General features: G+C 72.9%; 17 protein-coding genes and 1 pseudogene. 10 read left to right on the top strand and 8 right to left on the bottom strand.

Annotated elements, in window-relative coordinates:
* The 4 genes from AQJ64_RS03415 to AQJ64_RS03400 form a co-directional block, all read left to right on the top strand.
* Positions 1-889 (top strand): glucose-6-phosphate isomerase (locus AQJ64_RS03415; RefSeq protein WP_483316187.1); only part of this gene is annotated, 889 nt, incomplete at its 5' end.
* Positions 890-898: 9 nt separating this feature from the next.
* Positions 899-1,780, top strand: a complete 882-nt coding sequence (gene gnd / locus AQJ64_RS03410) for a phosphogluconate dehydrogenase (NAD(+)-dependent, decarboxylating) (RefSeq protein WP_059202396.1) — start codon at positions 899-901, stop codon at positions 1,778-1,780.
* 6 nt (positions 1,781-1,786) lie between these two features.
* Positions 1,787-2,380: a histidine phosphatase family protein gene (locus tag AQJ64_RS03405; RefSeq protein ID WP_059202395.1), complete on the top strand. Its 594-nt coding sequence runs from the start codon at positions 1,787-1,789 to the stop codon at positions 2,378-2,380.
* A gap of 41 nt (positions 2,381-2,421) precedes the next feature.
* Positions 2,422-3,864 (top strand): hypothetical protein, encoded by a 1,443-nt coding sequence (locus AQJ64_RS03400; RefSeq protein ID WP_059202394.1) that lies wholly within the window; start codon positions 2,422-2,424, stop codon positions 3,862-3,864.
* A 1-nt stretch (position 3,865) separates the two neighbouring features.
* Here AQJ64_RS03400 and AQJ64_RS03395 read toward each other — a convergent pair whose 3' ends face one another.
* Together AQJ64_RS03395 and AQJ64_RS03390 are read right to left on the bottom strand one after the other, a co-directional pair.
* Positions 3,866-5,692, bottom strand: coding sequence for a bifunctional sugar phosphate isomerase/epimerase/4-hydroxyphenylpyruvate dioxygenase family protein (locus AQJ64_RS03395; RefSeq protein WP_059202393.1), 1,827 nt, complete (start codon positions 5,690-5,692; stop codon positions 3,866-3,868).
* A 118-nt stretch (positions 5,693-5,810) separates the two neighbouring features.
* On the bottom strand, positions 5,811-6,689 hold the full coding sequence (locus AQJ64_RS03390; protein ID WP_055639169.1) for a shikimate dehydrogenase: 879 nt from the start codon (positions 6,687-6,689) through the stop codon (positions 5,811-5,813).
* A 161-nt stretch (positions 6,690-6,850) separates the two neighbouring features.
* Between AQJ64_RS03390 and AQJ64_RS03385 the strand changes: the two genes are divergently transcribed.
* Both AQJ64_RS03385 and AQJ64_RS03380 read left to right on the top strand, forming a co-directional pair.
* Positions 6,851-7,516: a TetR/AcrR family transcriptional regulator gene (locus AQJ64_RS03385; RefSeq protein ID WP_055639168.1), complete on the top strand. Its 666-nt coding sequence runs from the start codon at positions 6,851-6,853 to the stop codon at positions 7,514-7,516.
* 481 nt (positions 7,517-7,997) lie between these two features.
* On the top strand, positions 7,998-9,341 hold the full coding sequence (locus AQJ64_RS03380) for an MFS transporter (protein ID WP_055633330.1): 1,344 nt from the start codon (positions 7,998-8,000) through the stop codon (positions 9,339-9,341).
* Between the two features lie 123 nt (positions 9,342-9,464).
* On the opposite strand, the gene AQJ64_RS03375 is transcribed toward AQJ64_RS03380, so the two are convergent.
* Positions 9,465-9,914, bottom strand: coding sequence for a PPOX class F420-dependent oxidoreductase (locus AQJ64_RS03375; RefSeq protein ID WP_055633331.1), 450 nt, complete (start codon positions 9,912-9,914; stop codon positions 9,465-9,467).
* A gap of 120 nt (positions 9,915-10,034) precedes the next feature.
* On the opposite strand from AQJ64_RS03375, the gene AQJ64_RS03370 reads away from it, so the two are divergent.
* The 3 genes from AQJ64_RS03370 to AQJ64_RS03360 are packed head-to-tail and all read left to right on the top strand — an operon-like array spanning position 10,035 to position 13,349.
* Positions 10,035-10,625 carry a TetR/AcrR family transcriptional regulator gene (locus AQJ64_RS03370; protein WP_055633332.1) on the top strand — a complete coding sequence of 197 codons (591 nt, stop codon included), beginning with the start codon at positions 10,035-10,037 and terminating at the stop codon, positions 10,623-10,625.
* Positions 10,622-12,061 (top strand): MFS transporter, encoded by a 1,440-nt coding sequence (locus AQJ64_RS03365; protein ID WP_055633333.1) that lies wholly within the window; start codon positions 10,622-10,624, stop codon positions 12,059-12,061. Before AQJ64_RS03370 ends, AQJ64_RS03365 begins: the two co-directional genes overlap by 4 nt.
* Positions 12,062-12,119: 58 nt before the next feature.
* The gene (locus AQJ64_RS03360; protein ID WP_055633334.1) at positions 12,120-13,349 is read left to right on the top strand and encodes a serine hydrolase domain-containing protein; all 1,230 of its coding nucleotides are present in this window, start codon (positions 12,120-12,122) and stop codon (positions 13,347-13,349) included.
* A gap of 3 nt (positions 13,350-13,352) precedes the next feature.
* Here AQJ64_RS03360 and AQJ64_RS03355 read toward each other — a convergent pair whose 3' ends face one another.
* The 4 genes from AQJ64_RS03355 to ribA form a co-directional block, all read right to left on the bottom strand.
* The gene (locus AQJ64_RS03355; protein ID WP_055633335.1) at positions 13,353-14,540 is read right to left on the bottom strand and encodes a saccharopine dehydrogenase family protein; all 1,188 of its coding nucleotides are present in this window, start codon (positions 14,538-14,540) and stop codon (positions 13,353-13,355) included.
* Positions 14,533-15,603 (bottom strand): saccharopine dehydrogenase, encoded by a 1,071-nt coding sequence (locus AQJ64_RS03350; protein ID WP_055633336.1) that lies wholly within the window; start codon positions 15,601-15,603, stop codon positions 14,533-14,535. The genes AQJ64_RS03355 and AQJ64_RS03350 overlap by 8 nt, the downstream gene beginning before the upstream one ends.
* A complete protein-coding gene (locus AQJ64_RS03345) occupies positions 15,600-16,745 on the bottom strand; it encodes an NAD(P)/FAD-dependent oxidoreductase (protein WP_055633337.1) in 1,146 nt (381 codons plus the stop codon). Before AQJ64_RS03345 ends, AQJ64_RS03350 begins: the two co-directional genes overlap by 4 nt.
* A 120-nt stretch (positions 16,746-16,865) precedes the next feature.
* On the bottom strand, positions 16,866-17,525 hold the full coding sequence (gene ribA / locus AQJ64_RS03340) for a GTP cyclohydrolase II (RefSeq protein WP_055633338.1): 660 nt from the start codon (positions 17,523-17,525) through the stop codon (positions 16,866-16,868).
* 38 nt (positions 17,526-17,563) lie between these two features.
* On the opposite strand from ribA, the gene AQJ64_RS45230 reads away from it, so the two are divergent.
* Positions 17,564-18,391: a creatininase family protein gene (locus AQJ64_RS45230; protein ID WP_079061430.1), complete on the top strand. Its 828-nt coding sequence runs from the start codon at positions 17,564-17,566 to the stop codon at positions 18,389-18,391.
* A gap of 404 nt (positions 18,392-18,795) precedes the next feature.
* Here the strand turns inward: AQJ64_RS45230 and AQJ64_RS51970 are convergent.
* Positions 18,796-19,536: pseudogene (locus AQJ64_RS51970) on the bottom strand (lysylphosphatidylglycerol synthase transmembrane domain-containing protein); the annotation flags it as partial.
* Positions 19,537-19,768 lie beyond the last annotated feature (232 nt).

The raw sequence follows: 19,768 nt of genomic DNA, 5'->3' as shown, positions 1-19,768 counted from the left end.
CGCGGACTTCGGTATCGACACGGCCAACATGTTCGAGTTCTGGGACTGGGTCGGCGGCCGCTACTCCTACGACTCCGCCATCGGCCTCTCCCTGATGATCGCCATCGGCCCGGACCGCTTCCGCGAGATGCTCGACGGCTTCCACCTCGTCGACGAACACTTCCGCACCGCCCCCGCCGAGGCCAACGCCCCGCTGGTCCTCGGCCTGCTGGGCATCTGGTACGGCAACTTCCACGACGCCCAGTCCCACGCCGTGCTGCCCTACAGCCACTACCTGTCCAAGTTCACCGCCTACCTCCAGCAGCTCGACATGGAGTCCAACGGCAAGTCGGTGGACCGCGAGGGCCGGCCGGTCGACTGGCAGACCGGGCCGGTGGTGTGGGGCACGCCCGGCACCAACGGGCAGCACGCCTACTACCAGTTGATCCACCAGGGCACCAAGCTGATCCCCGCGGACTTCATCGGCTTCGCCCGCCCGGTCGACGAACTGAGCGACGGACTCAAGGCCCAGCACGACCTGCTGATGGCCAACTTCTTCGCCCAGACCCAGGCGCTGGCCTTCGGCAAGACCGCCGACGAGGTGCGGGCCGAGGGGGTGCCCGAGGAGCAGGTCGCGCACCGCACCTTCCGGGGCGACCACCCCACCACCACGATCCTCGCCGCCGAGCTGACCCCGTCGGTCCTCGGCCAGCTCGTCGCACTGTACGAGCACAAGGTGTTCGTGCAGGGCGCCGTGTGGAACATCGACTCCTTCGACCAGTGGGGCGTGGAGCTCGGCAAGGTCCTCGCCCAGCGCGTCGAACCCGCCCTCACCGAAGGCGCGGACGTCCCCGGCCTCGACCCCTCCACCGCCGCCCTCGTGGCCGCGTACCGCGAACTCAGGAAGTAGTGAACTGATATGCAGCTCGGTCTCATCGGTCTCGGCAAGATGGGCGGCAACATGCGCGAGCGGATCCGCCGCGCGGGCCACACCGTCGTCGGCTACGACCGCAACCCCGAACTCTCCGACGTCAAGGACCTCGCGGAACTCGTCCAGCGGCTCGAAGCGCCGCGCACCGTATGGGTGATGGTCCCGGCCGGCGCCCCCACCCAGTCCGTCGTCGACGAGCTCGGCGACCTGCTCCAGGCGGGCGACGTCGTGGTGGACGGCGGCAACTCCCGCTGGACGGACGACGAGAAGCACGCGGCCGAACTCGGCGCCAGGGGAATCGGGTTCGTCGACGCCGGTGTCTCCGGCGGCGTCTGGGGCCTGCAGAACGGCTACGCCCTCATGGTCGGCGGCGACAAGGAGCACGTCGACCGGCTCCAGCCGGTCTTCGACGCGCTCAAGCCGGAGGGCCCGTACGGCTATGTGCACGCGGGCAAGGTCGGCGCCGGGCACTTCTCGAAGATGGTCCACAACGGCATCGAGTACGCCATGATGCAGGCCTACGCCGAGGGCTGGGAGCTGCTGGAGAAGGTCGACTCCGTCACGGACGTGCGCGAGGTCTTCCGCTCCTGGCAGGAGGGCACCGTCATCCGGTCCTGGCTGCTCGACCTCGCGGTCAACGCCCTCGACGAGGACGAGCACCTCGACAAGCTGCGCGGCTGGGCCCAGGACTCCGGCGAGGGACGGTGGACCGTCGAGGCCGCCATCGACCACGCCGTGCCGCTGCCCGCCATCACCGCCTCCCTCTTCGCGCGGTTCACGTCCCGTCAGGACGACTCCCCGCAGATGAAGATGATCGCGGCGCTGCGCAACCAGTTCGGCGGCCACGCCGTCGAGTCGGCGAAGGAGTAGCCGGCCGTGGGGGATCTGCTGCTGGTCCGCCACGGCGAGACGGAGTGGAGCCGGTCGGGACAGCACACCAGCTTCACCGACCTGCCGCTCACCGACAACGGTGAACTTCAGGCGAAGTCACTCGCTCCGTTCTTCTCCCGCCGGACCTTCTGCCTCGCGCTGACCAGCCCGCTCGGCCGCGCGGTGCGCACCGCCGAACTCGCCGGCATCGGCGGGGCGGTCACCTCGCCCGACCTGCACGAGTGGGACTACGGCGGGTACGAGGGCATCACCACCGTCGAGATCCACCGCGACCGGCCCACCTGGGACCTGTGGACCGACGGGGTGCCGCCCGGCGCCGACGGTCACCCCGGTGAGTCGCCCGAGGAGATCGGGCGGCGGGCCGACCGGGTGCTGTCCCGGGTCGACGCGGCGCTCGCCGACTGCGGCGGAGACGCCGTGCTCGTCGCCCACGGGCATTTCCTGCGGGTGCTGACGGCTCGTCGGCTCGGACTCCCGCCCGGGCAGGGCCGGTTGTTCCAGCTGGCGACGGGAACGTACAGCAGGCTGTCCACGGAGCACGGGTGGCCCGTGATCGCCGAATGGAACGTACGGCCATAGACGGTTGACACCGCCCGAGGGGCCCGCCAGAGTCGCGGCTGATGGAGATCGACGATCTGACACCGGCCGAACGACGTGTCTGGCGGGCCTTCGCCAAAGGCACGGAGGTGGACTTCCGCGACGGATCCGACGACTGGGGTCCCGAACGGACCGTACGCGCAACGGTGTTGCGGGCCCTGCTCCTCAACGGCCCGCAGGAACAAGGGGAGACGGCGGCCCTCAAGATACGCGGCGCCCGCATCACCGGCGCCCTGGAGCTGCGGTACGCGACCGTCGACAGCGTCGTCCATCTCACCCACTGCCGCTTCGACGAGGCGCCCGACCTCATCGGCGCCCGTCTGCGCTACGTCAGCATGCGCGACTCCGACATGCCCGCGCTCTCGGTGACCCGCGCCCGGATCGACGGCAGCCTCAGGCTGACCCGCTGCCGGTTCGCCGGGCCGGTGCGCCTGGACGGGGCGCAGATCGCCGGCGCGCTGTTCCTGGAGGAGGCCGAGGCCACCGACGCCGACACGGACCGGCCCGCCCTCCACCTCCACCAGGTCGTCGTCGACGACGACCTGTGCGCCCGCGGTCTGCGCGCCCGGGGCCTGATCCGGCTCGACGGGGCCACCGTCGCCGGATCGCTGGACCTGGAGGACGCCGAGCTCAGCAACCCGGACGCCAATGTCCTGGAGGCCGACGCGCTGGAGGTGGGCGCCAATCTGCTCGGCCGGCGGCTGAGCACGCGGGGCCGGATCGACCTGCGCGGGGCCCGGATACCCGGCCGGGTGGACCTGCTGCACGCCCGGCTGTCCAACCCCGGTGGCACCGCCCTGCGGGCCAGCAGCTGTGTGATCGGCGAGCTCTGGCTGCGCCGGGGCCCCCGCGTGGAGGGCATGCTGAACCTGCGGCGGGCCGAGATCAACCAGCTCAGCCTGGAGCCGGAGATGCTCCCGGACCAGGTGCGCCTGCTCGACCTCACCTACACCTTCCTCACCCCGCACGTGCCCGCCGAGGACCGGCTGCCCATGCTGGAGCGGGACGGCCAGGGCTTCGACCCGCACGCATACGAACAGCTGACGGCTGCATACCGCAGGACCGGCGACGACCAGTCCGCTCGGGTCGTCCAGCTCGCCAAGCAGCGCCGCCGCCGGTCCACGCTCCCCTGGCACGGGCGGCTGTGGGGCCACCTCCAGGACGCGGCCGTCGGCTACGGCTTCCGTCCGCTGCGCGCCGCCGTCTGGCTGCTGTCGCTGCTCGCCGTCGGCTCGATCGCCTACGCCGGGCACCGTCCGCCGCCGCTCAAGGCGGACGAGGCACCCGAGTTCAACCCCGTCTTCTACACCCTGGACCTGCTGCTGCCGGTGATCTCGTTCGGTCAGGAGGGCGCGTTCGCCCCGCGCGGCTGGTACCAGACGCTGTCGTACGTCCTCGTCGTCACCGGCTGGATCCTGGCCACGACGGTCGTCGCGGGCGTGACCCGGACGGTCAGCCGCCAGTGAGTCAGCGGGCGGTGTGCTGCGCGGCGAGCCGCACCGGCGCGTTGGCGGCGCCGTACCCCCGGTAGCCGCCGTCGCGCTGGACGAGTTCGAAGAACACGCGGCCCACGGTGCGGGTGTAGCAGTGCCGGAAGACACCGTGCGTGTCCCGGTCGTAGAGGATGCCGAGCTCCCGGTAGGTCTCCAGCTCCCCGTCGGCGAACTCGAAACGGGCGGCGAGGTCGTCGTAGTAGTTCGCGGGGATCGGCAGCAGACGCCCGCCGGCCGCAGTGAAGCGGCGGGCGGCGGCGACCACGTCGTCGGTGGCCAGCGCGATGTGCCGGGCGTGCGCGGTGTCGTCGCCGGGGGCGGCGCCGACGGTGAGCGGGACGCGGACGGCGCCGTCGCCACTGGTCACGGCCCGGCTGCGGAGCAGCCCGTAGGGGTCGGCGACGTCGACGCTCTCCTGCGGGTCGAGGCCGAGGACGCCGCGGTGGAAGAGGACGGCCTCGTCGAACTGGTGCCAGGGCTGGGTGAGCGCCACATGGTCGACGCGCAGCTCGCCGGGGGGTGCCGGGGTGTGCGGGTCGTCCTCGAAGTCGGCGCGCCAGTCGGGCAGTCCGGGGCGGCTGGTGGCGCAGAGGAAGAGTTCGGTGCCGTCGGGGGCGGCGACCGCGTCGAGCGGGGCGTCCTCGGCGGCGCGGCGGCGGGGCAGGACGGGGGCGAGGAGGGCCTCGGCGCGGCGGGCGGCTGCGGCCGGGTCCGGGGACTCCAGGCCGATCGCGGCGAGGGTGGTGCCGTCGAGGGGGGTCCCGGCGCGCGAGCGGAGCCGGGAGTGGGGGAGGGCGGCCGGTCCGGTGTTGACGAGGACCCGGGCCTCGCCCTGCTCCCACAGTTCGACGGGCTTGTGCCGGTGGCGTGCGGTGCGGGCGAAGCCGAGGGAGCCGAGGAGCGCGCCGACGGGTTCCGCGTCGGGGGTGACCACCTCGGTGAAGGCGATCCCGGTGGGGGTGGCCGGGGCGGGGAGGGCGACGATGCCGAGTTCCTCCTGGAGCAGCAGCAGGGAGCGGCGGGCGTCGACGGCGGTGGGACCGGCCTCGGCCTGGCGGAGGACGTCGTTGAAGACCTCGAGGGAGAGCGGGCCGTCGTATCCCGTATGCAGTACACGGCGTACGAGATCCACCACATCGAATCCACCCTGCCCCGGGAAGCAGCGGTGGTGGCGGCTCCACTGCAGGACGTCCATGCCGAGCAGCGGGGCGTCGGCCAGCTGGAGGAAGAAGATCTTCTCGCCGGGGATGTCCGCGATGCCTTTGAGGTCCTGGGGTTCAGAGCCCCGGGACAGGATGTGGAAGCTGTCCAGACAGGTACCGAGCGCGGGGTGGTCGGCGGTGTCGACGATGCGCCAGGCGTGGTCGTACGTGCTGACGTGCCGTCCCCAGGCGAGCGCCTCGTAGGCGACCCGGACGCCGAAGTCCTGGGCGAGGTCGGCGAGCCGGGCGAGCTGCTCGGCGGCGAGGGCGTCGTCGTCCTCGGCGAGCGGGTGGACGCTGGAGCAGACCAGGACGGTGTCCGCGCCGAGCCGGCCCATCAGCTCGAACTTGTGCCGGGCGCGGCGCAGATTGCGGGCGAACTCGGCCTCGGGGACGGCCTCGACGTCGCGCATCGGCTGGTAGAGGTCGACGGTCAGCCCGAGGTCCGCGCAGCGGGCGCGGATGTCCTCGGGGGCGAGGGGGCTCGCGAGCAGGTCGTTCTCGAAGATCTCGACGCCGTCGAAGCCGGCGCGGGCGGCGGCCGTCAGCTTCTCGGTGAGGGATCCGCTCAGGGAGACGGTGGCGATGGACGTACGCACCTGGGCACCTCGTGGTTCTGGTCGCTTCGGAGTGGCGCCGCCGGCGGGACTGCCGGGAGACGGACGGGAGACGGACCGTAGACGGACGGGAGACGGACGGGAGACGGGCAGGCCGCGGCTACTTGGGGGCGGGGACGGCGCCGGCCAGTTCGGCGATGTCGGCGAGCATGCGGGCGCTGTCGGGTTCCCGCCCGGTGAACAGGCGGAACGCGTCCGCCGCCTGGAAGACGGCCATGCCGCCGCCGTCAAGGGTGGCACAGCCGAGGGCACGGGCGGTGCGCAGCAGTTCGGTCTCCAGGGGGCGGTAGACGACCTCGGCGACCCACAGTCCCGGCCGCAGCAGGGCGGCCGGGAAGGGCAGGCCGGGGTGGGCGGCCATGCCGGTGGGCGTGGCGTGGACGACACCGTCGGCGTGCGCGAGCAGCCCGGGCAGCCGGTCGGGGCCCGACGCCGCCGCCCGGCCCTCGCCGAAGTGACGGTTCAGGGCGGCGGCGAGCTGCGCGGCCCGCTCCGGCAGCGCGTCCACGACGGTGACCCGGCCGGCGCCGAGCGTGAGCGTGGCATGCGCGACGGCCGCGCCCGCACCGCCCGCGCCCAGCTGCACGACCCGCTCCAGGGGGACGTCCGGCAGCCCGCGGGCGAACGACGCGGCGAACCCGGTGACGTCCGTGTTGTGGCCCACGGCCCGGCCGCCGCCCTCGAAGACGACCGTGTTGACCGCGCCGAGCGCCTCGGCCTGCGGGGACAGCGCGTCGAGGTGCTCGATGACCAGCTGCTTGCACGGGTGGGTGATGTTCAGCCCGTCGAAGCCCAGGTCACGGGCGTCCCGCACCAGATCGCCGACCGCCTGGGGAGCGACCCCGAGGACGTCGATGTCGATCAGCCGGTACAGGTAGCGCAGCCCCTGCCGGTCCGCCTCCCGCTCGTGCAGCGCCGGGCTGAGCGACGGGCCGATACCGGAACCGATCAGACCCACGAGATACGAGTCCTTGGTCACGTCCTTGGTCACGGAGGACCTCCTGAGCGGCTGGCTAATGTACGAACTGGTAAGTTAGTCATAGCACCCTACGGTGGCACCGGGGAAGCCCCGCTCGCCTCGCGGGACGGGATCGGCTCCTAGAATCGCTGCACCGCAGCCACGCCGCCCGAAGGAACCCGATGACCAGCGTCGACGAACCGGCACGATCCAACGGGCGCACGCGCGACGCCGCCCGGACCCAGGCCGAGATCCTGGACGTGGCGACCCGGGAGTTCGCCCGCGTCGGCTACGCCGGGGCCCGCGTCGACGACATCGCCGCCCGCACCAGCACCACCAAGCGGATGATCTACTACTACTTCGGCGGCAAGGAACAGCTGTTCACCGCCGTCCTGGAGCGCGCGTACGGCGTGATCCGCGAGGCCGAGCAACGGCTCGACGTCGAGCACCTGGACCCGGTGGCGGCGATCCGGCGCCTGGCCGAGCTGACCTTCGACCACCACGAGCAGCACCCGGACTTCATCCGGCTGGTCAGCATCGAGAACATCCACGAGGCCGAGCACATCGCCGCCTCCGAGAAACTCGGCCGGATCGGCTCCCCCGCGCTCGACGTCATCCGCCGCATCCTCGCCGCCGGCCGGGAGTCCGGGCTGTTCACCGCCGAGGTGGACGCCGTCGACCTGCACGCGATGATCAGCTCGTTCTGCTTCTTCCGGGTGGCCAACCGGCATACCTTCGGCGCGCTGTTCGGGCGCGATCTGGTGGATCCGGCGCAGCGGGAGCACTACCGGACCATGCTCGGGGACATGGTGATCGCGTATCTGACGGCGGAGCGGACGGGGGGCTGACGGCGGCGGGCTTTCGGCGCTCCGTCGACTGCGCGCCGTCGACTGCGGACCGGCGGCGGTCGACCGGCGACAGTCTGCGGTCGACCGGCAACCGGCAACCGTCGACAGCCTGCGGTCTGCGGTCTGCGGTCTGCGGTCTGCGGTCTGCGGTCTGCGGTCTGCGGTCTGCGGTCTGCGGTCGACTGTGGACCGTCGACGGCTGACGGTCGGCGGGCGGCCGTCGACCGTATGCGTTCGGCGGACAGCGGTCGTCGACCGACCGCATACGGCAGATCGCATACCGCCGCCCCAGATCCCTCCGCCGAGACCTATTGACAGCGGCGAAACAACGGCGCAACATCACTGGCCATCCGCTACTAACTACCCAGTGGGTTAATTAGCCGGGCCACCGACCCGGCGCAGCCGCCCCGCACCCCAGGGAGCCGGCCCTTCCCCTTGTCCCACTCCCGCGTACGTTGGAGTTCCCCCGAAGGAGCACGCCGTGTCCGTCCCCGCCGCAGCACCCCCCGGCCAGCCGAAGAAAGCCGCGACCGCGGCGTGGATCGGGAGCGCCCTGGAGTACTACGACTTCTTCATCTACGGCAGCGCGGCCGCGCTGATCTTCCCGAAGGTCTTCTTCGACGAGTCGGACCCGGCCACCGCGACCCTGCTGTCGCTGGCCACCTTCGGTGTCGCCTACGCGGCCCGGCCGGTCGGTGCACTCTTCCTCGGGCACTTCGGGGACCGTCTGGGCCGCAAGAAGATCATGGTGTTCACGCTGATCCTGATGGGCGTGTCGACGTTCCTGATCGGCTGTCTGCCCACCCGCGCCCAGGTCGGCACCCTCGCCCCGGTCCTGCTGGTCCTGTGCCGCGTCCTGCAGGGCATCTCCGCCGCGGGCGAGCAGGCCAGTGCCAACTCCATGACGCTCGAACACGCGCCGCCGCACCGGCGCGGCTTCTTCACCAGCTTCACCCTGAGCGGCACCCAGGGCGGGCAGCTGCTGGCCACCCTGGTCTTCATCCCGGTCGCGGCGTTGCCCGAGGACCAGTTGCTGTCGTGGGGCTGGCGGGTGCCGTTCTGGATGAGCATCGCGGTCGCCGTGGTCGGCTATGCGATCCGGCGGAAGCTGGAGGAGACCCCGGCCTTCGAGGCGCAGCAGGCCACCGGTGAGGTGGTGAAGCTGCCGCTGGTGGTGCTGCTGCGGGAGCACTGGGCGGATGTGCTGCGGGTGATCGGGGGCGCGCTGATCGCCTCGGTCAGCACCATCTTCACCGTGTGGGCGCTGGCGTACGCGACGAGCGACGCGGTCGGCATGGACCGTTCCTCGATGCTGTGGGTCGGTGCGCTCGCCAACCTGGTCGCGCTGGGCGCCATCCCGGCGTGGGCCACGCTCTCCGACCGCATCGGCCGCCGCCCCGTGTACCTGGTCGGCGCGGTGGGCAGCGCGGTGGCGATGTTCTCGTACCTGTGGGCGATCTCCACCGGCTCCTACCCGCTGATCCTGGTCCTCGGCATCGTCGCCTTCGGTGTGGTCTACAGCGCGGCGAACGGTGTGTGGCCCTCCTTCTACGGCGAGATGTTCTCGACCCGGGTGCGGCTGTCGGGCATGGCGATCGGCACCCAGATCGGTTTCGCCGTGGCCGGTTTCGCGGTCACCTTCGCGGCGCAGATCGCCGGCCCGGACGGGGACGACTGGTCCTCGGTCGCCCTGTTCACGGCGGCACTGTGCGTCCCGCCCGTGATCGCGGCGCTGTCGGCCCGGGAGACCGCGAAGATCCCGACCGAGCGGCTCGGCGAGCGGGGCGCCCGCGAGGTCTCCCAGCCGGAGACGGTGACCGCCTGACCCCACCGCCCGCTCCCCCGGAGTCTCGAGCCCCCGGATGCCGCCATGGCTCCGGGGGCTCGGGCGTGCGCCGTCCTGCGCCGTCCTGCACCGTCACGTGTCGTCACAGGGCGTCACGTGTCGTCACAGGGCGTCGGGCTGCCGGGGAATCCCGTACGCCCGCTCCACCCTGAGCCGGGCGACCAGGCGGTGGTCGCGGACCATGGCGGTGCGGAAGTCGTCCCAGTCGGGGTGTTCGCCGAGGACGTCGCGGTAGAGGCGGACGAGTTCCTCGACGGTGTCGTCGTAGGGGTCGGCGGCGACCGGGGTGAGGTCGGCGACGGCCTCGACGACGGTGTAGGCGCGGCGGTCGGCGGTGGTGACGTGGTAGGAGGCCCGGGGGTCGCGGCGCAGGTTGCGGGTCTTGGCGCGGTCGTCGGTGACGGAGATCCGGATCACGCCCTCGTCCGGGTCGTAGTGGTGGCTGACGTTCGACAGCTGGGGTCGGCCGTCGCGTTTGAGGGTGACCAGTACTCCGCTGCGGCCCTCGGAGAGCAGGGCGAGCAGGGCGTGGCGCGTCGTGTCCCGAGTCATACCTCGCACAACCAGCGCACCACCGAGGCGCATTCCCTCGCCCGCATGCCCTCATCGCACTCCAGTGAGCTGACGGAGCGGGCGTAGACACTGTCTACCGACCGGTGGTAGACAGTGTCTATGAGCGAATCCGAGAAACCGGACCCCGATCTGCGGACCCGTCTCGTCGACGTCGGCGTGGATCTGGTCGCCCTGGAGGGGGCCGGTGCGCTGACCCTGCGGGAGATCGCCCGCCGGGCCGGCGTGTCCCACGGCGCGCCGCGCCGCCACTTCCCCACCCATCTGGAGCTGCTGTCGGCCATCGCCCGCCGCGGCTTCACACAGCTGGGGATCCGGGTGACGGCGACGCTCGCCGACGGCGGCGCGGGCCCGCGCGCCCAGCTCACCGAACTGGGCCGGGCCTACCTGGAGTTCGCCCTGGACAACGCCGGGATGTACGAACTGATGTTCCATCACGATCTGCTGGAGAGCGGCCACTTGCGGCTGCGGGACACCAGCCTTCCGCTGTTCGGCGTCCTGGTGGACCTGGTGGGCCGGGCCCGTCCCGACGCCGACGCGCGGGCGGTCGCGGGCGCGCTGTGGGCGAACCTGCACGGCATCGCCCAGCTGTGGGGCTGGGGAAGTCTCCAACTCGCCACGGGAGCCGACGACTTCACACCTCTTCTCCGGACCGCGCTCGACGCGCACCTCGGGCCGGAGGACGGCCGGTGAACCGTCCTGTGACGCTGGCGAGCAGTGTGGCGGGGGCCGTGGTCGTCGCCCTGGACGGCACCGTGCTCACCGTCGCCCAGCCGACCCTGCGCCGCGACCTGCACGCCTCCCTCGCCCAGGCGCAGTGGACGAGCACCGCCTATCTCGTCGCCGTGGCGGGCCTGTTGGTGTTCGCCGGGCGGCTCGGCGACCGGTACGGACACCGCCGTACCTTCGCGGTCGGCATGCTCGGCTTCGGTGCCGCCTCGGCGGGCATAGCGGTGGCGCCGGGGGTGGGATGGGTGATCGGACTGCGCGTCGTCCAGGGGGTGTTCGGGGCGCTGCTGCAACCGGCGACGCTGGGGATGCTGCGGGCGTCCTTCCCGCCGGACCGGCTGCGTACGCCGATCGCGGTGCGGACGGCGGCCATCGGGGTGGCGGCCGCGGCCGGGCCGGTGGTGGGCGGGGCGCTCGCCACCTCGTTCGGCTGGCGGGCGGTGTTCCTGCTCAACGTGGTGCCCGCGCTGCTGTTCGGTGTGCTCGCCCTGGCCGCACGTGAGGAGAGGCGGCCGCCGGCCGGCGCCCCGCTGGACGTGCCGGGCGCCCTGCTGCTCGCCGTGGCGCTGGCCTGCCTGGTGCATGCCCTTCTCACGCTCCCGGGCGCGACCTGGTCCGCGCCGGCCGCGCTCCTCGCGGCGGTCGTCTTCGTACGGCACGAGCGGCGGGCGCCCGCGCCCCTGCTGCCGCCGGGCGTCGTCCGCTCCCCCGCGGTCGGGGGCGCGCTCGCCCTGCTGGTGACCGCCTCGGCCGCCCTCAACGGCGGGCTGTTCGCCTGTGTCTACGTCCTCCAGGACGGTCTCGGGCTGACCGCCCTGCACAGTGCGCTGCTCAGTCTGCCGCTGGCGGTGTTCCTGATCGCGGCGGCGCCCGTGTCGGCGCTGCTGCTGCGCCGGGCGGGCGCCCGGGCCGCGGTCACCGGGGCGACGGCCGTGCTCGGCGCCGGTCTGCTGGTGCTGGCCCGGGCGCCGGGCGAGGTGACCTTCGCCGCCGGGTTCGCGCTGGTGGGCGCCGGGTTCGGGACCGTGATGGTGGCGGCCACCCATGTCGTCGTACGGCAGGCTCCCGCCGAGGCGGCCGGGGTGGCGGGCGGGCTTCAGCAGACGGCGATGAACGTCGGGCCGGTGCTGGGCGTCGCCTCGGCGACCGTGCTGATGGGCCTCGGCCCGGCCTGGACCCCGATGGCCGTGCTGGGCGTGGCGGCCCTCGCGGCGCTCCCGGTCTGCCGTGCCCTGCCGGGACGCCCCGTACCCACCGGCGCACCCGGGGCCGCCGCCACCGACGTCACCCCCGCCCTCACCCCTGCCGGGGCGGCGGCCGGCCGAAGCGACACACCCCACACCGCTCACGGCGTGGAAAGCGGTCCGTACGCCCGTTCCCTGGGCGACCATGAGCACTGAGGTCGTACCGGAGGGGCAACCCGGACCGCACCTCGCACGAACGCACCGGAGGAGAACGATGGCACTGCTGCGACAAGAGGTCGACCCGAGCGAGGTCGGGCTGGACGCCAAGGCGCTGGACCGCCTCGACCAGCACGTCGCCCACTACGTCGACGAGGGACGGCTGCCCGGTTTCCTCGTGGCGGTCTCCCGGGGCGGCCGCGTCGCGCACCTCACCACGCACGGCCACCGTGACGTCGCCGCCGGACTGCCCGTCGAGGCCGACACCCTGTACCGGATCTACTCGATGACCAAGCCGGTCACCTCCGTCGCCGCCCTGATACTGATGGAGGAGGGCCGGCTGCGGCTCGACGACCCGGTCGCCGACCACCTCCCGGCCTTCGCCGACCAGCGCGTGTACGCGGGCGGCTCCGGCGCGGACCTCACCACCCGCCCGGTGGAACAGCCGCTGCTGGTGCGGCATCTGATGACCCACACCTCGGGACTGACCTTCGCCTTCTACCACTGTCACCCCGTCGACGCCCTGTACCGCGAGGCCGGGCTGGAGTCCGCGGTGCTGCCCGGCTCGGACCTGGCCGAGACCGTGGAGGCGTACGCGCGGCTGCCGTTGCAGTTCGAGCCGGGCACACAGTGGAACTACTCGGTGTCCACCAACGTCCTCGGCCGGATCATCGAGGTCGTCTCCGGACAGCCCCTCGACGCGTTCGTCGCCGAGCGGATCTTCCGCCCGCTGGGCATGCCGGACGCCGGCTTCCAGGTCACCGACGAGCAGGCCGCCCGGCTGGCCGAGCTGTACGGCGACACCGACGGCGGCGGCATCGAACCGATCGCCGGCCTGCCGCTGTTCGGCCGCCCCCGGTTCCTGTCGGGGAGCGGCGGTATGGTGGCGACCGCATACGACATCCACCGCTTCAGCGAGCTGCTGCGCCGCCGCGGCGAACTCGACGGGGTGCGGCTGCTGGCGCCGGAGACCGTGGACCTCATGACCCGCAACCACCTCCCCGGCGACGCGGACCTGCGCACCTTCGGCTGCCGTCCGGCGCACGACGAACCGGGCAACGACGGGGTCGGCTTCGGCCTGGGCGTGTCCGTGGTCGTCGACCCGGACCGCACCCAGGCCCCGGCGGGCCTCGGCACCTATGGCTGGAGCGGTGTCGCCACGACCACCTTCTGGATCGATCCGCAGCACGACCTGAGTGTGCAGTTCCTGACGCAGGTGCGGCCGAGGAGGTCGCTGAAGCTGTACCCCGATCTCAAGCGGCTGGTGCACGAGGCCATGCTCGACTGACCGTCAGGCGTCCCCGCTCCGGATGAACTCCATCCCTTCTGCGGCCAGTTCACCGAGCCACTCCGCCGACCGGGTCGCCGTCTCGGCCGCCCGGTTCAGGCCCGGCGGCAGCGCGCCGGCCAGGATCTGCCGGACGCCGAGGGCGAGCGTGCGCGAGACACAGCGCGCCATCGCGCTCTCCGCCTCGTCGCCGACCAGGTCCAGCAGGTAACTCCCCGACCAGGACGCGCCCTTCCCCGACGCGGAGCCGGTCGCAGCGGCGGTCGCGCCCGTCCCCACCTCCAGGGCGACCTCGAGGATCACCCGGTCGCGGTCGGTGTCCGTGGTCGGGTAGGCGTCGGCCAACTCCCGTGCCAGGGCCGCGATCCGGGTGTCGTCGCCCGCCTTCAGCTCCTCGAACACCGGTTGCCAGGCGTGCAGCCAGCCGTCCAGGCGCAGGGTGCCGCGCACGAACCCGGCCGGTTTCCAGGCCGGTGGCAGCCCGTACTGTTCGACGAAGGGCACGCTGTCCCGGTTGGGGTACACCTCGAAGGGCTCCCCGTCCACGACGTGCCGGCGGGTCGCCTCCCAGGGCCGGGCGGCGACGGTCTCGGCACCGTCCTCGATGTAACGGGCGGGCGAGCGCAGGGCGTTGAGGACGCCGAGGGGCGCCCAGCTGAAGCGGTAGCGGAAGTCGTTGGGGACCGCGGGAACGCCTCCGCAGTACGAGGTGAGGCGGTAGGAGGCCGCCGTGCCCGCGCCGATCGCCTCCCGTGCGCGGGCCACCAGGGCGTGGGCGAAGAGGTGGTCGATGCCGGGGTCGAGCCCGGCCTCGGTGAGGACGACCAGCCCCGCCCTGCCGGCCGCCGGGACCTGCTCCAGCACCGCGTCCGAGACATAGCTGGAGCAGGCGAAGTGGGCGCGCCGGGCGACGCAGGCGGCGAGCAGCGGGGCGTGGTCGGGGGCGGGCAGCATCGACACGACGACGTCACCGGGGGCGAGTTCGGCCGTGAGCGCGTCGAGGGTGTAGGCGCGGGGTGCGGCGCGTCCGGTCAGGCCCAGCCGGTCCAGGGCCTCGGCCGCGCGGTCCGCCGTACGGTGCCAGAGCCGGACGCCGTCGGTGCGCGCGCACAGGTCGGCGAGCCCGCTGCCGGTGGACAGTCCGGCACCCACCCAGTGGACGGCACCGCTCGCTCGAACCACCTCACTCATGGCCGAACCCCCCTCGATCGGTGCCGAGTTCACGCTCCGCCCGGCGGAAACGCTCCAGGCACCGCGCCCACGCGTCCCCCGCGGGGAGCTCCAGCAGCTGGGGCAGCAGGGCCGCCGAGAAGTCGGTGCTGGACTCGCGCGGCAGCAGCGAGGGCAGGTTGTCGATGGCGATCAGATCCAGCGGGGGTTCCTTGCGCAGGGTGCGCACGGGGTCCGTCCACTCGGTGGTGCGGTCGTAGACGGGCAGGACGTTGAGGGGGGAGCCGACGTCGCAGGTGACGTCGGAGAGGGTGCGCAGTCCGCGGGCCGGGTCGTCCAGGTCCTCCTCGCGGACGAACGGCGGCACCGGGGTGGTGGCCAGGACGCAGTTGACGAGCAGGTCGTGGCCCAGGAGGGCGCGGCGGTCCAGGTCCCGGGTCTCGGCCAGGTCCCAGCAGGTGGGGTCGGCGCCGGCCGTGGCGAGTGCGGCGCGGGCGCCCCGGCCGCTGCGGCCCAGGGCGCCGACCACGAGGGCGGTGAACTCCCCGTCGCCGGTTAGCGGGCGCAGGGTCTCGTCCAGTGTGTCCTTGTCGGTGGGGCGCAGCGGCGCGGTCAGCCGGCCCCGGTGGTGCAGCACCGCGAGGGCGGCGCCGAGGTAGCCGGCCCAGAAGCCGAACGCGGCGAGCCTGCGGCCCTGTTCGTCGACCAGGTACTCCAGGTCCAGGAGCGCCCCTCCCCCGGCGGCGAACCGGCGGAGCAGATCGGCGGCGCCGGGCTGCTGCTTGTAGGCGTGCCCGAAGAAGATATGGCGGTGCGTCAACTCGGTCGGCTGGTCGGGGAGTTCCTTCAGGCCGAGGACGACCGTCTCCGGCGGCGCCGACACCCAGGAGCCCGCGGCGGCGACTCGGGCGCCCACCGCCTCGTACTCCTCGACGGGGAAGATCCGCTGCGGGGACTCCTCGACGGTCAGCCGCACACCGGCCTCGACGAGGCGGCGGGCGTCCTCGGGGACGACCGGGGTGCGCCGTTCGGTGGTGCGGGCCTCGTGGCGCAGCCACAGGTGGGGGGCGGTCGGTGCCGTCATACGCAGTTGACCTCCGGACGCGGGGCGTCGGCCGCGAACCGGCCGGCGCTCAGGGGGGTGACGTCCACGAAGGGTACGCGGCCGAGGTAGAGGTCGCGGACGACCTCGCCGACGGCCGGTCCCTGGAGGAAGCCGTGCCCGGAGAACCCGGTCGCATACAGAAAACGGGATGTCGAAGACGCCTCGCCGATCAGTGCGTTGTGGTCCGGGGTGACCTCGTACAGGCCCGCCCAGCCGCCCGTGCGGCGCAGCTCCAGGATGTCGGGGGCCCGGTGCTCCAGCGCGCCGGCGAGACGGGGGATCCAGCGGTCGTGGGTGTCGGTGGCGAAGCCGGGGCGCTCGTCGGGGTCGGACATGCCGACGAGCAGACCGGGGCCCTCGGAGTGGAAGTAGAGGGTGGTGGTGAAGTCGATCGTCATGGGCAGGTCCGGCGGAAGTCCGGGCACCGCCTCGGTGACCGCGATCTGGCGGCGCAGCGGCTGCACCGGCAGGTCCACGCCCACCATCGCGCCGACCGACCGGGACCAGGCGCCGGCCGCGCAGATCACCGTGTCGGTGGTGATCGGGCCGAGGGTGGTGGTGACGCCGGTGATGGTGTCGCCGCGGGTCTCGATGCCGGTCACCGCGGTCCGGCGCAGGATGCGCGCACCGCACCGGCGGGCGGCTGCCGCGTATCCCTGGACGACGGCCTCGGGCGTGCAGTGCCCGTCGTCGGGCGAGAACGCGGCCGCCCGTAAGCCGTCGGTGGTGATCAGCGGGGAGAGCCGGCGGGCCTCGGCCGGGTCGATCATGCGGCTGGGCACCCCGAGCGCGTTCTGCAGCCGCACGCCCGCCTCGAAGGAGGCGACCTCCTCGGGGGTGGAGAGCAGGAACAGGTAGCCGACCCGGTGCAGTCCGATGTCGTGCCCGAACTCCTCGCCGAACCGCCCGAACGCCTCCAGGCTGCGCGCCCCGAGCTGGATGTTCAGCTCGTCGGAGAACTGGGCGCGCACCCCTCCGGCCGCTTTCGAGGTCGACCCGGCGCCGAGGTCGTCCCGCTCCACCAGCAGGACGTCCCGTACGCCCGCGGCGGCCAGGTGGTAGGCGATGCTGGTCCCGATCACTCCACCGCCGATGACGACGACCGAGGCATGCGTGTTCACGCGAGCGGCTCCTTACTGTGCGGCGGCCCCGGCCCGAGTACCGAGGCCGGGGCTGTCACCCGCGGTGACCGTCGTGATCCCTACCCGCGGGACGGCGCGGGGATCCCGGCCGCAGCGCGCTCAGGACCAGTGCGCGACCGCGTCCAGGTGCGGCAGCCGGTGGTCCATGCGCTCCCGCTTGGTGCGCAGGTAGGTGATGTTGTTCTCGCACGGCTCTATCAGCAGCGGCACCTCCTCGGCGACCTGGATGCCGTTGTCGACGAGCGCCTCGCGCTTGCGCGGGTTGTTCGACATCAGCCGCACGGACCGTACGCCGAGGTCGCGCAGGATGTCGGCGGCCACCTTGTAGTCGCGGGCGTCCACCGGGAAGCCGAGCGCCACGTTCGCCTCGACGGTGTCCAGCCCCTCCGCCTGGAGGGCCATCGCGCGCAGCTTGCCGAGCAGACCGATGCCGCGGCCCTCGTGGCCGCGCAGATAGACGACGATGCCGCTGCCCGCGGCGACGACGGCCCGCAGCGCCGACTCCAGCTGGTCGCCGCACTCACAGTGCTGGGAGCCGAACGCGTCGCCGGTCAGGCACTCCGAGTGCAGCCGGGTCAGCACGTCCTCGCTGCCGATCTCGCCGTACACCAGGGCGACTTGTTCGTCACCGCGGTCGTGGTCGAGGTAGCCCACCGCCTGGAATTTCCCGTACACGGTGGGCAAGGGGGCATTCACCACGCGTTCCACACCGGTGCGCTGCGCGGTCTGCTTGCCGAGTACGCCCATTTTCTCTGTCATGATCTGATTCCTAAGCGGAGACGAAAGGCCGGGAAAAGATGAGTGGTTCGGAGATAAGGACGGCGGCGACGGCGGGGGCGGCGTACGGCCTGGTGCCCGTGGACACCACCGAGGACGTCCGCTCCCGGGGTGCGGGCGTCGCGACGCAGGTGGCGGTCCTGCCGGTCGGCAGCTTCGAACAGCACGGTCCGTACCTGCCGCTCGCCACCGACACCCTGGTCGCCTGCGCCGTCGCCCGGGAGATCGCCGAGGCGTACCCGGTGCACCTCCTTCCGCCGGTGACCATCGCCTGCTCGCACGAGCACGCGGCCTGGCCGGGGACCGTCAGCATCTCCTCCGTGACCCTTCACGCGGTGGTACGGGACATCGCGGCGTCGCTGCGCCGTTCGGGCGTCGAGGCCCTGGTGCTGGTCAACGGACACGGCGGGAACTACGTCCTGGGCAACGCGGTCCAGGAGTCCTCCGCCCGCGGTGAGCGGATGGCGCTCTTCCCGGCCCCGGAGGACTGGGAGGCGGCGCGGGCACGGTCCGGGGTGGTGACCTCGCTCCTCACCGACATGCACGCCGGGGAGATCGAGACCTCGATCCTGCTGCACGCCCATCCGGAACTCGTCCGGCCCGGTTTCGAGTCCGCCGATTTCACCGCGGACGACCGTCGCCATCTGCTCACACTGGGAATGTCCGCCTATACCGATTCGGGCGTCATCGGCCGTCCTTCCCTGGGGTCCGCGGAAAAGGGGAAGGAACTCCTGGCGAGCCTGGCGGATTCCTTCGGCGCGTATTTCTCACTGCTGACTTCGGAGAAGCCGTCGGGCCCGGAGAACGCGGCGGACTCCGGGAGCACCGGGGACACCGGGCCGCTGTAGGCCACCTGGGACGCGGGCCCGGCAGTCACACCGGCCTCACCGGCCTCACCGGTCTGATCCGTCGTGACCGCCCCGGGCGCCTCGGCCGCCCCAGCCGACGCGCTCGCCTCGGCGGCCCCGCTCGCCTCGCTCACCCCGGCCGTCTCGTCCCCCCGCGCCGTCGTCGCGGTCGTGGCCGTCACGGTCGCCGCCGTCGCGGTCGTCGCCGTCGCGGTCGTCGCCGTCACGGTCGCCGCCGTCGCGGTCGTCGCCGTCACGGTCGCCGCCGCCGTCTTCGTCGACGCCGTCTTCGTCGCGTCGGCGCGTACGGCGGCGTACCAGCGCACCACGAGGACGACGGCCCCCGGCAGCGCGGCCACGAAGCTCAGCACGCCGTACACCACCGCCACCGACAGGCCGGTGCTCGCACCGAGGCCGGCCGCGCCGAACGCCCAGGCGGTGACGCCCTCGCGGGGGCCCCAGCCGCCGACGTTCAGCGGCACGGCCATGGCGAGCAGGGCGAGCATCGCGATCGGCAGCAGGCTGAGGACGGAGGCGCCGGAGCCGACCACCCGGGCGGCCACGACGAACATCGCGACGTACCCGCCGAGCACGACCACCGACGACACGGCCACCCCGGGCCCGTTGCGCCGGGACAGCAGCCCCTCGCGCGCCTCGGCCAGCGCCTTGCCCAGGCGTCCGGCCGGGCGCGGCCGGGAGGAGTTCATACGCAGCGCGAGGACGACGGCGAGCGCCCCCGCCGCGGCCAGCAGGACCAGCGGGGCGAGGCTGCGCAGCTCACCCATGACCGGGGACGGCAGCACCAGCAGGACCGTTACGCCTGCGCCGGCCAGCGCGAGCTGTCCCGCCGTGCGCTCCAGCACGACCGCCCGTACACCGCGCCCGACGTCACCGGCGCTCTGCCCGTGCCGCACGGCGCGGTGCACGTCGCCGAGGATGCCGCCGGGCAGGGCCGCGTTCAGGAACAGCGCCCGGTAGTAGTCGGCGACCGCCGCGCCGAACGGCAGCCGGATCCGCAGCCCGCGGGCCACCAGCGCCCACCGCCAGGCGCTGAACACGGTGGTGACGGCGCCGATGCCGAGCGCGACCAGCACGGTCGGCACGTCGATCCGGCGCAGCCCGTCCAGGAACACGCCCGTTCCCATCCGCCACAGCAGCACCGTGAGGATGAGGACGCCGGCGACCGTCCCGAAGTGGGTGCGCAGGGCGCGCGAGGCGAACACCCTGCGCAAGGGGGACGGCGTGCGGTGCGGCTCGGTCACGATGACACCGATACGGGCCTCGGACACGGCGGGCCCGGTGCGCGCCACCGACGGGGCGCGGGGCGGCCGCCGTACGGCCAGGGTGCCCTCGCCCCACACCGCGGGCGCGGCCGTC

It is taken from the genome of Streptomyces griseoruber, assembly GCF_001514205.1.
GTDB lineage: Bacteria > Actinomycetota > Actinomycetes > Streptomycetales > Streptomycetaceae > Streptomyces > Streptomyces griseoruber.
The sequence above is the reverse complement of the archived record's forward strand: the minus strand, read 5'-3'. Positions and strand labels throughout refer to the sequence as shown.

Bases quoted from the DNA above. Each gene is read 5' to 3' on its own strand.
- gnd (WP_059202396.1), top strand. From the start codon at position 899: ATGCAGCTCGGTCTCATCGGTCTCGGCAAGATGGGCGGCAACATGCGC.
- AQJ64_RS03400 (WP_059202394.1), top strand. From the start codon at position 2,422: ATGGAGATCGACGATCTGACACCGGCCGAACGACGTGTCTGGCGGGCC.
- AQJ64_RS03385 (WP_055639168.1), top strand. From the start codon at position 6,851: ATGACCAGCGTCGACGAACCGGCACGATCCAACGGGCGCACGCGCGAC.
- AQJ64_RS03375 (WP_055633331.1), bottom strand. From the start codon at position 9,914: ATGACTCGGGACACGACGCGCCACGCCCTGCTCGCCCTGCTCTCCGAG.
- AQJ64_RS03370 (WP_055633332.1), top strand. From the start codon at position 10,035: ATGAGCGAATCCGAGAAACCGGACCCCGATCTGCGGACCCGTCTCGTC.
- AQJ64_RS03360 (WP_055633334.1), top strand. From the start codon at position 12,120: ATGGCACTGCTGCGACAAGAGGTCGACCCGAGCGAGGTCGGGCTGGAC.
- AQJ64_RS03355 (WP_055633335.1), bottom strand. From the start codon at position 14,540: ATGAGTGAGGTGGTTCGAGCGAGCGGTGCCGTCCACTGGGTGGGTGCC.
- AQJ64_RS03350 (WP_055633336.1), bottom strand. From the start codon at position 15,603: ATGACGGCACCGACCGCCCCCCACCTGTGGCTGCGCCACGAGGCCCGC.
- ribA (WP_055633338.1), bottom strand. From the start codon at position 17,525: ATGACAGAGAAAATGGGCGTACTCGGCAAGCAGACCGCGCAGCGCACC.
- AQJ64_RS45230 (WP_079061430.1), top strand. From the start codon at position 17,564: ATGAGTGGTTCGGAGATAAGGACGGCGGCGACGGCGGGGGCGGCGTAC.